We start from the raw sequence: 12997 nt of genomic DNA, 5'->3' as shown, positions 1-12997 counted from the left end.
GTCGGCCTTCGCGTTGTTGCTCTTATTTCGGCTTCGAAGCATCCGGCTGCTTCGGCTCCTTGTGGCCGCCGAACCCCGCACGCATCGCGGAGAGAATTTTTTCGGCGAAGGTGTGTTCCCGGCGGGAACGGAAACGTGTGTAGAGCGCAGCGGTCAAGACTTCGGCCGGCACGGCCTCGTCGATTGCCGCATTCACGGTCCAGCGGCCCTCGCCGGAATCTTCCACGAAGCCGGAATATTCGGCGAGCTGCGGACTGTCGGCGAGCGCGGTCGAGGTCAGGTCGAGCAGCCATGACGGGATCACGCTGCCGCGACGCCACACTTCGGCGATGTCGGCGAGATCGAAATCGTAGCGATGATCGGCCGGCAGCGCCTCGATATTGGCGTTCTTGAGGATGTCGAAGCCTTCGGCATAGGCCTGCATCAGGCCGTATTCGATGCCGTTGTGGATCATCTTGACGAAATGGCCGGCGCCGACCGGGCCGGCATGGATGTAGCCTTGTTCGATGCGCGGATCGCGCCCCTCGCGTCCTTCCGTGCGCGGAATGTCGCCGGCGCCCGGCGCGAGCGCGGCGAAGATCGGATCGAGCCGGTCCACCACCTGCTTCTCGCCACCGATCATCATGCAATAGCCGCGGTCGAGGCCCCAGACGCCGCCTGACGTGCCGACGTCGACATAATGGATGCCGCGCGTCTTCAGCGCCTTGCCGCGGCGGACGTCGTCCTGCCAGAAGGTGTTGCCGCCGTCGATGATGACGTCGCCGTCCTGCATCACGCCCGCGATGGTGTCGATCGTCGCTTCGGTGATCTTGCCGGCCGGCAGCATCACCCAGGCCGTGCGCGGCCGCTCGAGCTTCGCGATGAACTCCTCGAGCGTCGCCGACCCAACCGCGCCGTCGGCGGCAAGGCCGGCGACGGCCTTGGCGTCCTTGTCATAGACCACGGTCGAATGTCCGTGGCGCATCAGCCGGCGAACGATGTTGCCGCCCATCCGGCCGAGGCCGATCATGCCGAGTTGCATTGAGATATTCCCTTAATTCAGTGCGTCGTTGAGCGCGGTGTTGAGCGCCGCAAGACCTTTCTTGAGCGGTCCCTTCAGATGCACGCGCAGCGCACGCCGTCCGCGCTCGGTAAGCACGTCGAAATCGCCGCGCGCCTGCGCCGCCTTGATCACGCCAAAGCTCGCCTTCTGGCCCGGCACCGGAAGATCCTTGGCGTCGTCTGCGGTGATCTGGAGGAACACGCCGCTGTCGGGGCCGCCCTTGTATGCCTGTCCCGTCGAGTGCAGGAAGCGCGGTCCGAATTCGGCGCAGGTCGCGACGTGACGCTTCTCGTGCACCTCCAGCCGCATGGCCTGGAGCGCGTCTATCGTCGCCTTGTCGCGCGCGATGTAGCCGAGCAGGGCGACATAGTCGCCATGGCCCGAGCGCGACAGATGCGCCTTCAGCCAGGAGGTGAGATCGCCATTGGCGCCGGCGGCGCGCAGCGCCGTGGCATTGGCCGCGTCGGTGTAGAGATCGGCCTCGGCGGTGCTGACCACCGGCTGCTCCGCCGGCAGCGCACCGTTCTTCTCGAACGACGCCGTGAGCTCGCGGGTCTTGATCTTGGCCGCTTCCACGTCCGGCTGGTCGAACGGGTTAATGCCGAGGATCGCGCCTGCAACGGCCGTCGCCATCTCGAAGCGGAAGAACTCCTGGCCGAGATGGTCGATCGACTTCATCACGATGCGCACGACCGGGTGGCCGGCCGCCTCGATCGCGGCGAGCTTGGAGTCGTGTGCAGCATCGGCCTCGCCCTCGGTGCGGATGTCGATGAAGAAGCGGTCGTTGCCGTACACGGCGGGTTCGCCCAGTGGCTCGCCGTCGATCGGGATCAGGCCCTTGCCTTCCTTGCCGGTCGATTCCGCGATCAGCTGCTCGGCCCAGGCGCCGAAATCGGCGATCTTCTTCGACGACAGGATCGTCACCTTGTCGCGGCCTTCGAGCCCCGCAAGGCCCATGGCAAGGCCGAGCTGCACGCCGGGATTCTCGCTCGGCGGCACGTCCGGTCCGCAGGAGCGGGCCATCGACAGCGCGTGCTTGATGAAGGTCTTGACGTCGATGCCGGCGGTGGCCGCCGGCACCAGGCCAAACGGGGAGAGCACCGAATAGCGTCCGCCGATCGAGGGCTCGCCATGGAAGATGCGCGCGTAGTTGAGGTTCTTGGCCGCCTTCTCCAGCGAGGAACCGGGATCGGTCACCGCGATGAAGCGGAAGCCGGTCCTGGCCTTCGGTCCGAGCGCCTGCGCGACGCGCTCATGGAAATAATCCTTCATCGCGTTCGGCTCGGTGGTGCCGCCTGATTTGCTCGACACGATGAACACGGTGTTGGCGATGTCGATCTTGGCCTCCATCGCCCGCACCTGCGCGGGATCGGTGGAGTCGAGCACATGCAGCTTCGGAAAGCCGGGCTTCTTGCCGAACGTCTCGGCCAACACCTCGGGGCCGAGGCTCGATCCGCCCATGCCGAGCACGACGGCATCGGAGAACTTTTGGCCCTTCACCCGCCTCGCGTAGTCCTCGTAGTCGGCGACGTCGGCCTTCGCCGCGCTGTCAAGCCAGCCGAGCCATTTGTCCTCGTCGGTGCCGGTCCAGACCGACTTGTCGCGCTGCCACAGCCTGCGGATCTTTGCCGACGCGCGCCATTCCTCGGTGCTTTCAGCCACGGCCTTGCCGAGGCCGTCACCGAGCGAGAGCGTCTGCCGGTCGATCGCGGTCCCGAGCACGGTAGCGCGCTTGTGCGCGACAGCGCCATAGAGCTTGTCGGCGGCATCGGCAAACAGCTTGACGCCGTCCTTGACGAGTTCCTCGGTGATGGCGTCGAGCGAGACGCCGGAGCGCTCCAGCTCTTCCAGCACGCGATAGGCGTCCTCGACATTCTCTTCAAGACTGTCGCGCGGCTTGCCGTGGTCGCGGAACGCATCCAGCGTTGCCGGCGGCACGGTGTTGATGGTGTCGGGGCCGATCAGCTCCTCGACATAGAGCACGTCGCTGTAATCCTTGTTCTTGGTGCCGGTGGAGGCCCACAGCATGCGCTGCGGCTTGGCGCCCTTGGCGGCGAGCTTCTCCCAGCGCGGGCCCGCGAACAGGCGCTTATAGTCCTGATAGGCGACCTTGGCGTTGGCGATCGCGACCTTGCCCTTCAGCGCGGCGAGCCGCTCCTTCTCGCTCGGATCGTTGGCGCGTGCGATCTTCTCGTCGAGCTGCTTGTCGACCACGCTGTCGATGCGGCTGACGAAGAAGCTCGCCACGCTCGCGACATGCGAGGGATCGCCGCCGCCCGCGACGTATTTCTCGAGGCCCGCGATATAGGCTTCGGCGACCTTGAGGTAGACGGCTTTGGAGAACAGCAGCGTGATGTTGATGCTGATGCCCTCGCCGATCAGCGTCTCGATCGCGGGCAGGCCTTCCGGTGTCGCCGGCACCTTCACCATCAGGTTCTTGCGGCCCACGTCCTTCCAGAGCCGCCTTGCTTCGGCGACCGTTCCGGCGGTGTCCATTGCGAGGTACGGCGAGACCTCGAGGCTGACATAGCCGTCACCGCCCTTGAGGCGGTCATAGACCGGGCGCAGCACGTCGGCGGCGTTCTGGATGTCCTCGACCGCGACGGCCTCGAACAGGTCGGCCACGGTCTTGTCGCCGCGCTTCAGCGCCTTGCCGATCGGGGCGTCGTATTCGTCCGAGCTGCCAATCGCCTTCTCGAAAATCGAGGGGTTGGAGGTGACGCCCTTGACGCCGTCGGTGTCGATCAGCCGCTTCAGGTCCTTGGCGATGAAGCCACGGGCCAGGAAGTCCAGCCAGACGGCCTGTCCGTGCTTTTCCAGTTCTTTGACGGGATTCATGATGGTTATTTCTCTCCAAGCCTGCGGGCGAGGGGTTTCCGCGCCGGTCCTGACGCGCTATCCTCTAGCCTACATGCTCCCGGGAGGGAACCAATCAAGCATATAGGCGTCATACTCTCAGTCTAACTCCGTCGCGATCATAGCGATCCGGGCGGCAGTGGCAGTGTTGCGTAACATAGTCGTGGCCGGAGGAAGCGGCGAAAGTCTGTTGCGTAACGTCATCGTGGCTCGGTCGCGAATGACCATGCTGGGGGAAAGCATGCACGCACATCCTGACGGCCCGATGCTCGCCGTCGCTAAAAGTCCGCCATCGGTCGTGCCGGCCGTGCGCGTTGACGCGGCCCACGATCTCGAAATCAGTCAATGCGCGACACGTCTGCGGCTGCTGGTCGCGGGCGGCTTTGCGATGACCGTGCTCAGCGCGAGCCTTGCGTTCGACTGGTGGGATGGACTTTGGGGAAATCGTCTGGGTGATTACGACGCGACGGTCGGCTATGCCGGCGTCGCCTTGTTCGGCCTGATCACCGCCCGGCTGATCTGGATGCTTCCGACCGAACGAGGCCCGGTGGTGATCGTGACCTCCTATGGCATTCGCGATCTCCGCATCGGCAATGAATTTCTGCTGTGGGAGTCGATTGCGGAGGTTTCTGCCGAGGAGTGCAGCGGTCACAGGATGATCGTGCTGACGCCGACGCCGGCCTTGCAGCGGCAACTCGGCTGTATCCGGGCCAGGATCGGCTACAGGATCGGTGGCAAGTCGCGCCGCGCGCAGGACGAGCGGATCATCATTCGCCCGGACGGGCTGGCGACCGATTTTGAGACATTGCTGAACGCGTGCCGTGAGTGCCATGCCGCCAGCGATTCAGGCACTGCATTGCGGCGAGACCGCGATCAAACCAGCCAGGACCCGGCCGCACAAGGCTCGTGCGCACAAAGCTTGGCCGTACAAGCGTCATAAACCTGCCTCCGGCGGACGCCTATGCTGCACCGCCGGAAAGGCCGATCTCCGGTAATGCCCGGATGTTGCGACCGAGTGACATTTGCTGGAAATGAGCGAAGATATACATAGATTCGCATAAATAACAGGCAGGTGCCTGTTCGTAACTCACCCGGTTGCCTACGTTGTGCGTTGCGTCGAGCCGGCCCCCGGGTGTCCAATGATCGGCATGTGCTCACGCTGATTCGAGAAGCGGCCTGAGGAACGGTCCAGTAACTGCTTTCGTTTCAGCTTGTAGCGGAACTTCACGCGGAGAGGGATCATGTACAACGATTCTCTATTCAACGCTTTCGCTCGGTCGTTCGAGGCGAGAAGCCAGCACGACATGTCGATGGCGGAATATCTGGAATCGTGTCGAAGCGATCCCATGAAATACGCCAACGCGGCTGAACGACTACTTGCAGCGATCGGTGAGCCCCAGACGATTGACACGGCCAAGGACCCACGCCTTGGCCGTATTTTTTTGAACCGCACCATCCGGACATATCCGGCCTTCGCCGGCTTCTACGGCATGGAAGAAACCATCGAGCGCATCGTCGGTTTCTTCCGGCATGCCGCGCAAGGCCTCGAGGAGCGCAAGCAGATCCTCTATCTGCTCGGGCCGGTCGGCGGCGGCAAATCATCGCTTGCCGAGCGGCTGAAGTCGTTGATGGAAGTTCACCCCATCTACGTGCTCAAGGCCGGCGATGAACTCTCGCCGGTGTTCGAGAGCCCGCTCAGCCTGTTCGATCCCGATCAGCTCGGGCCGATGCTGGAAGAGAAATACGGCATTCCGCGCCGCCGTCTCACCGGCCTGATGAGTCCATGGTGCTACAAGCGACTCGAAGCTTTCGGTGGTGATATCTCGCAATTCCGCGTCGCCAAGATCCAGCCGTCGCGCCTGCGCCAGATTGCGATCGCCAAGACCGAGCCCGGCGACGAGAACAACCAGGACATCTCCTCGCTGGTCGGCAAGGTCGATATCCGCAAGCTCGAAACCTTCGCGCAGAACGACCCCGACGCCTACAGCTATTCCGGCGGCCTCAACCGCGCCAACCAGGGCGTGCTCGAGTTCGTCGAAATGTTCAAGGCGCCGATCAAGATGCTGCATCCGTTGCTGACCGCAACGCAGGAAGGCAACTACATCGGCACCGAGAACATCGGTGCGATCCCGTTCACCGGCGTGATCCTCGCGCACTCCAACGAAGCGGAGTGGGCGAGCTTCAAGGCCAACAAGAACAACGAAGCCTTCATCGACCGCATCTGCGTCATCAAGGTGCCGTACTGCCTGCGCGTCACCGAAGAGCAGAAGATCTACGAGAAGCTGATCCAGGGCTCCGAGCTGGCATCGGCGCCGTGCGCCCCTTCGACTCTCGAAACGTTGGCGCGGTTCTCGGTGATGTCGCGCCTGCGCAAGCACGAGAACTCCACCCTGTTCGCCAAGATGCGGGTCTATGACGGCGAGAGCCTGAAGGAATCCGATCCGAAAGCCCGCAGCGTCCAGGAATATCGCGATGCGGCCGGTGTCGACGAAGGCATGGACGGCGTCTCGACCCGTTTCGCCTTCAAGATCCTGGCTGCGACCTTCAACCACGATCCGCAGGAAGTCGCCGCCGACGCCGTGCACCTGATGTACGCGCTGGAGCAGTCGATCCGCCGGGAGCAGCTGCCGGAGGAGGTCGAGAAGCGCTATCTCGAGTTCATCAAGGCCGAGCTTGCGCCGCGCTATGCCGAGTTCATCGGCAACGAGATCCAGAAGGCGTATCTCGAATCCTACTCGGATTACGGCCAGAACCTGTTCGACCGCTACGTCGATTATGCTGATGCATGGATCGAGGACCAGGACTTCAAGGACCCCGATACCGGCCAGCTGCTGGATCGCGAGCTTTTGAACCAGGAACTGACGAAAATCGAGAAGCCGGCGGGCATTGCCAACCCCAAGGACTTCCGCAACGAGGTCGTCAAGTTCTCGTTACGCTCGCGGGCCCAGAACGGCGGCAAGAATCCGACCTGGACCTCCTACGAGAAGATTCGCGACGTGATCGAAAAGCGGATATTCTCCCAGGTCGAGGACCTGCTTCCGGTCATCTCCTTCGGGTCGAAGAAGGACGGCGAGACGGAGAAGAAGCACGGCGAGTTCGTCGCACGCATGGTGGAGCGCGGCTACACCGAGCGTCAGGTTCGCCGGCTCGTCGAATGGTACATGCGCGTGAAGCAGGCCGGTTGAGGCGGATGGAAAAGTGCCGATTCACATTATTGACAGGCGCCTGAATCCAGGCGGCAAGAGTCTCGAGAACCGCCAGCGGTTCTTGCGTCGGGCCAAATCCCTGGTGCAGGGCGCCGTCAAGAAGACCTCGCAGGAACGCGATATCAAGGACGTCCTGGAGGGTGGTGAGGTCACGATACCGCTCGACGGTATGCACGAGCCGCGTTTCCGCCGCGAAGGCGGAACGCGGGACATGGTGTTGCCCGGGAACAAGAAGTTCATCGAGGGCGACTATCTCCAGCGCTCGGGTCAGGGCAGCGCGAAGGACTCAGGTCCGGGCGAAGGCGACAGCGAGGATGCCTTCCGCTTCGTCCTCTCCCGCGACGAGTTCGTCGATCTCTTCCTCGACGATCTCGAGCTGCCGGATCTGGCCAAGCGCAAGATCGCGCAGACCGAGAGTGAAGGCCTCCAGCGCGCCGGCTACACCACCTCCGGCTCGCCTGCCAATATCTCGGTGAGCCGCACGGTGAAGCTCGCGCTCGCCCGCCGCATCGCGCTCAAGCGTCCCCGCAAGGACGAGATGGAGGAGCTGGAGGCTGCGATCGCCGCCTGCACCGACGAGGACGAGCGCGCCGTGCTGCTCGCCCAGCTCGAAAAGCTGAAGGCGAAGACCAAGCGGATCCCCTTCATCGACCCGCTCGACATCCGCTACCGCCGTTTCGAGACGGTGCCCAAGCCCGTCGCGCAGGCGGTGATGTTCTGCCTGATGGACGTCTCGGGCTCGATGTCCGAGCACATGAAGGACCTCGCCAAGCGGTTCTACATGCTGCTCTACGTGTTCCTGAAGCGCCGCTACAAGCATGTCGAGATCGTCTTCATCCGCCACACCGACCGCGCCGAAGAGGTGGACGAGCAGACTTTCTTCTACGGCCCGGCCTCCGGCGGCACGCTGGTCAGTAGCGCGCTGCAGGCGATGCACGAGATCGTGCGCGAACGCTTCAATCCGTCGGACTGGAATATCTATGCCGCCCAGGCGTCGGATGGCGACAATTCCTATTCCGACGGCGAGCTCACCGGCATGCTGCTGACCGACAAGATCCTGCCGGTTTGCCAGTTCTTCGCCTATCTCGAAGTCGGGGAATCCGGCGGCAGCGCCTTCGATCTCTCCGATAGCTCGCTCTGGACCCTCTACGATCGCCTGCGCAACAGCGGGGCCCCGCTCTCGATGCGCAAGGTCAGCGAGCGCAGTGAGATCTTTCCGGTGTTCCACGATTTGTTCCAGCGCCGCGAAACGGTACAGGAGAAAGCCGCTCCATGACGGAAAGATTGTTCGAAGGCGCGGATTGGGATTTCCACACCTTGCAGCGCATCACCGATGCCTGCGAGGAGGTGGCGCTGAAGGATCTCGGTCTCGACGTCTATCCGAACCAGATCGAAGTCATCACCGCCGAGCAGATGCTGGACGCCTATTCCTCCGTCGGCATGCCGCTGTTCTACAAGCACTGGTCGTTCGGCAAGCAGTTCGCGTACCACGAGGCGTCCTACCGCAAGGGGCTGATGGGCCTTGCCTATGAGATCGTGATCAACTCCTCGCCCTGCATCTCCTACCTGATGGAGGAGAACACGGCGACGATGCAGACGCTGGTGATCGCGCACGCCGCCTTCGGCCACAACCACTTCTTCAAGAACAATTATCTGTTCAAGCAGTGGACCGACGCCGACGGCATTCTCGACTATCTCGACTTCGCCAAGAACTACGTCATGCAGTGCGAGGAGCGCTACGGCCGCGTCGAGGTCGAGCGCACGCTGGACGCCGCGCACGCGCTGATGTCGCACGGCATCGACCGCTATCCCGGCAAGAAGAAGCTGGATTTGCGCGAGGAGGAGAAGCGGGCAGGGCGCCGCCGCCAGCACGAGGAAGAAGTCTTCAACGACCTCTGGCGCACCGTGCCCAAGGGCACGGCCAAGACCCGGTCGGCGATCTCCCTCGAACGGCGCCGCAAGCTGCTCGGCCTGCCGCAGGAAAACCTGCTCTATTTCCTGGAGAAGAGCGCGCCGCGGCTGGCGCCCTGGCAGCGCGAGCTGTTGCGGATCGTCCGCCACATCGCGCAATATTTCTATCCGCAGAGCCAGACCAAGGTGATGAACGAGGGGACGGCGACCTACGTCCACTATCGCATCATGACCAAGCTGCACCAGCAGGGCCGTATCACCGACGGCAACTTCCTCGAATTCCTGGGCTCGCACACCAACGTGGTGTTCCAGCCTGAATTCGACGATCCGCGCTTCTCCGGCTTCAACCCCTATGCGCTCGGTTTCGCCGTGATGCAGGACATCGAGCGCATCGTCACCAATCCGGAAGACGAAGATCGCGAGTGGTTCCCCGATATCGCCGGCAAGGGCGACGTCATGGGCGTGCTGCGCGACGTCTGGGCCAATTACCGCGACGAGAGCTTCATCGGCCAGTTCCTGAGCCCGAAATTGATGCGGCACTTCCGCATGTTCCACCTGCACGACGATCCCGAGGAGCGCGCGGGCATCCGTGTCGATGCCATCCACGACGAGCGCGGCTTCCGCCGCGTCCGCCGCGAGCTTGCGCGGCAGCACGATGTCGGCTTCATCGACGCCAATATCGAGGTGGTCGACGTCGATCTCTCCGGCGATCGCCGGCTGATTCTGCATCACCACGTCATCAAGGGTTCGCAGCTCAACGAGACCGATACCAAGCGCGTGCTCCAGCACCTCGCCGATCTCTGGACCTACGACGTCTCGCTGATCGAGGTCGACGCCAGCGACAAGGTCCTGCGCGAATACGTCGTGAGCCCGCGCCCGATCACGGCGGCGGCCTGAGGCGGAAGAATACAGCGAGATGCACGTCGATGCGCCATCTCCCCCTGTGGGAGAGGGCAGCGACGCCGGCAGACCCAAGCTCGCTTGGGTGAGGGGTAGCTCTCCGCTACTTCCCGTGCTGATAGAGACCCCTCATCCGGCGCCATAGCCGAAGCTTCGCTTCGGCGTGCCTGTGAACGGCGGCGTATGCCGCCTATGCCACCTTCTCCCACAAGGGGAGACGGAAAGTGCGCTCGCGGCTGCGCTTCGATTAGTTTACGCTGGCCGCTTCCTCGCAGGCTTCCTCTTCTCCCCATTCAGCGCCACCGCCGCGCGGATCAGCGCCTTCAGCGCCTTCTCGTTGATCTTTTCCCCTTCGCGAATGTCGATCGCGCGCCGCACATTGCCGTCGAGACTCGAATTGAACAGGCCCGCGGGGTCATCCAACGCCGCGCCCCTGGCAAAGGTCAGCTTGACGACCTCCTTGTAGGTCTCGCCGGTGCAGATGATGCCGTCGTGCTCCCACACGGGCACGCCGCGCCATTTCCACTCTTCGACGACCTCAGGATCGGCCTCCTTGATCAGGCCGCGGACCCGCGCCAGCATCTCGCCGCGCCAGTCAGCGAGCTCCTTGATCCGTCCGTCGATCAGCTTGGAGGGCGAAGCACCATCCGTCTTCGTCGCGCCGGCCTTCTTGGCGCTCACCGCCTTCTTCATCATCATGCCTCTTGCCGCGCGGCGTTGCTGCGGCCGAGATAGGGCAGGGCGAACATGTAGAGCCCGGTCGCGAGCAACGGGATCAGCGGGACGAAGGCGAGCAGGCCGATCCACGCCGCCTGGATCTGCAGCGTCAGCGCGACGATGTTGGCGATGACGGCGAGCGTGAAGACGATGGACAGCCAGCGATGGATTTGTCGAACCCACATGTTCCCGGTCAATGAAACCTCCTCTCGAGATGATCGAATGAGCGCTGGCAATCGGGCTACTCGGCCCGCGCCAGCACCTCGTCCAGCTTGGTGAAAAACTGCTTCCAGCCGGCATGCGCGCCGCCATAGGCCTGCTTCTGCGTCGGGCTGAAGCCGGCCTGCTCGACCCGCAGATGCGTGCCTGCGCCGGTCGGCGTCAGCGTGAAGGTGACGACGCTTTTGAGATCGAACGCGGCGTCCTCATGCGAAAAATTCCAGGTGTAGGCGAGGCTCTTCTGCGGCTCGATGGTGAGCACCTCGCAATCCAGCACGCCGCCCCATTCACCGCGCAGATTGAATCTGTGGCCGACAACAGGCTTGAAGTCGTTCTTCATCAGCCATTCTTCGATCAGATGCGGCTGCGTCAGCGCGCGCCACAGCCGCTCGGCCGGGAAGGCGAATTCGCGCTCGACGACGACGGTGCGTGTTTCGGTCATTGGTCCATCCTCTTCAGGAGATCGTCCAGCGCATCGAGCCGGTTCTGCCAGAACCCGGCCATCTGGCTGGTCCAGTCGACCAGCGGATTGAGCGCGCCGGGCCTCGCGCTGTAATGCGTCTGCCGTCCCTCATGCCGGTCGCGCACCAGGCCGGCCTGCTTCAGCGCGCCCAGATGTTTCGAGACCGCAGGCTGGGAAACGCCTGACCGCGCCGTCAGTGCCCCGACCGTCTGCTCGCCCTCGCGGCACAGCCGTTCGAAGATCGCCCGCCGGGTCGGGTCGGCGAGCGTTCGAAACAGTAGGTCGGTGGCGGCGGGCATGCGAGATCCATAACTCACAAGTTATGGACTAATGCATAACCGTAGAGTTATGGATGAGTCAAGTACGGATGGAAGTGAATTGGGAGTGGGAGGGGGCGCCACATTGACCGTCATTGCAAGGAGCTCTTGCGACGACTTGTCCGCCGAAGCCTTTGGCGAAGGCGGAAGCAATCCAGGGTCCCTCCGCGGAAAAGACGCTGGATTGCTTCGGTTCGCTCGCAATTACGGAGAACGCGGCGGCAGCGCGCCTTACGGCCGCAGATACAGATATCCCTGCGACTGCAGCTCGGCGAGCCGCACCACGCCGCCCTTTTCCGCACTCACAAAGCCCGGCAGCAGATCGGTCAGCGTGACGTTCTGCGCCTTCATCGTGTTGCCGCAGGCCGCGAGCTCGACGCCGTCCTTGGAGAAATCACTGATACGCTTGCTGATGTCGGGGTTGGCCTGCGCCCGGTGAAACGCCTTCAGCGCGGGGCCGTGAATCACCAGCGCGATCGTGACGTGCTCGGGGCCGCCGACGCCGTCGAGGTGGTTCTGGATGTTGCCGAGCACGAAATTGACCTTCTCGGCATCGCTGAGATGGTAGACGACCTTAAGCTTGTTTGATGCGGGAGCCTCCGCCGCGGCCTTCGCACGGGAGGCGCCAAACGCTGCGCCCAAAGCCGTCACGGCACTCCATAGGATGTTTCGGCGGTTCATGGCTTCTCCCGTGTCTATTTTGGCGAGAGATATCACTTGTGGCGGAGCGCGGCGAGTTCCTTGCGATCTGTCGCCAGTGAAGCGCATTCGCTGATGTCGGTGCGATCGAGCCGGAAAATCCCGTCGTCGCTGCCTGCGACCAGCGATTCCTCGTCCTCGCTATCCGGCTTGTCGTTCCGCCAGACCCTGACCCGGTCGACCCGCATGATGGCCGACTTGTCGTCTTTTGCGAGCGCCACGCCGATGCTGCCGCCTTCGCAGTCGACGCCGCAGCCGAGGCGGATTTCGGTGCCGTTCTCGGTGAAGACGGCGTGGTTGCAGGAGCCGACGGACCGGAAATCGCCGGGCCGATGGCGATAGCGGAAGGCGAGCCGGAACGAGTTGTGCAGCTGCTTGTCCTCCTTGTCGGTCTCCGCGGAGATCAGCAGCTTCATCGAAGCCACTTTCTGCTTCGGATGCCGCGCCAGATGGTCCGCGTCGTAGCGGCGGACGAAGCAGGCATAGGCCTTGTCGCCGGGCGGGCCCGCATACATGCGCGCATTGAAGCTGTCTGCCTCGGCCCTGGTGGCTGCGCGGATGTCGTCGGCCTCCTCGGCCCGGGCAGCGCCGACGAAGGTGGCAAGGAGCAAGGGGAGGACAAGGGCAAGCTTCATGACCGCACCGTGTGAACCGTCGTCAATCTGAG

The 12997-nt window shown here is 63.4% G+C and carries 12 protein-coding genes; 4 read left to right on the top strand and 8 right to left on the bottom strand.

Annotated elements, in window-relative coordinates:
- Window positions 1-22: 22 nt before the first annotated feature.
- Window positions 23-1021: a phosphogluconate dehydrogenase (NAD(+)-dependent, decarboxylating) gene (gnd, locus tag HYH08_RS21550; protein ID WP_220011820.1), complete on the bottom strand. Its 999-nt coding sequence runs from the start codon at window positions 1019-1021 to the stop codon at window positions 23-25.
- A gap of 12 nt (window positions 1022-1033) precedes the next feature.
- Entirely contained in the window at window positions 1034-3880 is a 2847-nt protein-coding gene (locus HYH08_RS21545) for a bifunctional transaldolase/phosoglucose isomerase (protein WP_220011819.1), read from the bottom strand.
- Window positions 3881-4118: 238 nt separating this feature from the next.
- On the opposite strand from HYH08_RS21545, the gene HYH08_RS21540 reads away from it, so the two are divergent.
- The 4 genes from HYH08_RS21540 to HYH08_RS21525 all read left to right on the top strand — a co-directional run bounded on the left by HYH08_RS21540 (window position 4119) and on the right by HYH08_RS21525 (window position 9912).
- Complete coding sequence (locus tag HYH08_RS21540; protein ID WP_220011942.1) at window positions 4119-4838, top strand: STM3941 family protein; 720 nt, start codon at window positions 4119-4121, stop codon at window positions 4836-4838.
- 301 nt (window positions 4839-5139) lie between these two features.
- Entirely contained in the window at window positions 5140-7083 is a 1944-nt protein-coding gene (locus tag HYH08_RS21535) for a PrkA family serine protein kinase (RefSeq protein WP_220011818.1), read from the top strand.
- 19 nt (window positions 7084-7102) lie between these two features.
- Window positions 7103-8380, top strand: a complete 1278-nt coding sequence (locus HYH08_RS21530) for a YeaH/YhbH family protein (RefSeq protein WP_220011941.1) — start codon at window positions 7103-7105, stop codon at window positions 8378-8380.
- Complete coding sequence (locus tag HYH08_RS21525) at window positions 8377-9912, top strand: SpoVR family protein (protein ID WP_220011817.1); 1536 nt, start codon at window positions 8377-8379, stop codon at window positions 9910-9912. The genes HYH08_RS21530 and HYH08_RS21525 overlap by 4 nt, the downstream gene beginning before the upstream one ends.
- A gap of 255 nt (window positions 9913-10167) precedes the next feature.
- On the opposite strand, the gene HYH08_RS21520 is transcribed toward HYH08_RS21525, so the two are convergent.
- The 6 genes from HYH08_RS21520 to HYH08_RS21495 all read right to left on the bottom strand — a co-directional run bounded on the left by HYH08_RS21520 (window position 10168) and on the right by HYH08_RS21495 (window position 12965).
- Entirely contained in the window at window positions 10168-10608 is a 441-nt protein-coding gene (locus HYH08_RS21520; RefSeq protein ID WP_220011940.1) for a DUF1801 domain-containing protein, read from the bottom strand.
- 2 nt (window positions 10609-10610) lie between these two features.
- On the bottom strand, window positions 10611-10829 hold the full coding sequence (locus HYH08_RS21515) for a hypothetical protein (protein WP_220011816.1): 219 nt from the start codon (window positions 10827-10829) through the stop codon (window positions 10611-10613).
- A 44-nt stretch (window positions 10830-10873) separates the two neighbouring features.
- Complete coding sequence (locus tag HYH08_RS21510; RefSeq protein ID WP_220011815.1) at window positions 10874-11293, bottom strand: SRPBCC family protein; 420 nt, start codon at window positions 11291-11293, stop codon at window positions 10874-10876.
- Window positions 11290-11613, bottom strand: a complete 324-nt coding sequence (locus HYH08_RS21505) for an ArsR/SmtB family transcription factor (RefSeq protein ID WP_220011814.1) — start codon at window positions 11611-11613, stop codon at window positions 11290-11292. Before HYH08_RS21505 ends, HYH08_RS21510 begins: the two co-directional genes overlap by 4 nt.
- 249 nt (window positions 11614-11862) lie before the next feature.
- Entirely contained in the window at window positions 11863-12312 is a 450-nt protein-coding gene (locus tag HYH08_RS21500; RefSeq protein WP_220011813.1) for a DsrE family protein, read from the bottom strand.
- Between the two features lie 32 nt (window positions 12313-12344).
- Window positions 12345-12965 carry a hypothetical protein gene (locus HYH08_RS21495; protein ID WP_220011812.1) on the bottom strand — a complete coding sequence of 207 codons (621 nt, stop codon included), beginning with the start codon at window positions 12963-12965 and terminating at the stop codon, window positions 12345-12347.
- Window positions 12966-12997: the final 32 nt, after the last annotated feature.

This window comes from Bradyrhizobium sp. BR 10289 (assembly GCF_019455385.1).
GTDB lineage: Bacteria > Pseudomonadota > Alphaproteobacteria > Rhizobiales > Xanthobacteraceae > Bradyrhizobium.
The sequence above is the reverse complement of the archived record's forward strand: the minus strand, read 5'-3'. Positions and strand labels throughout refer to the sequence as shown.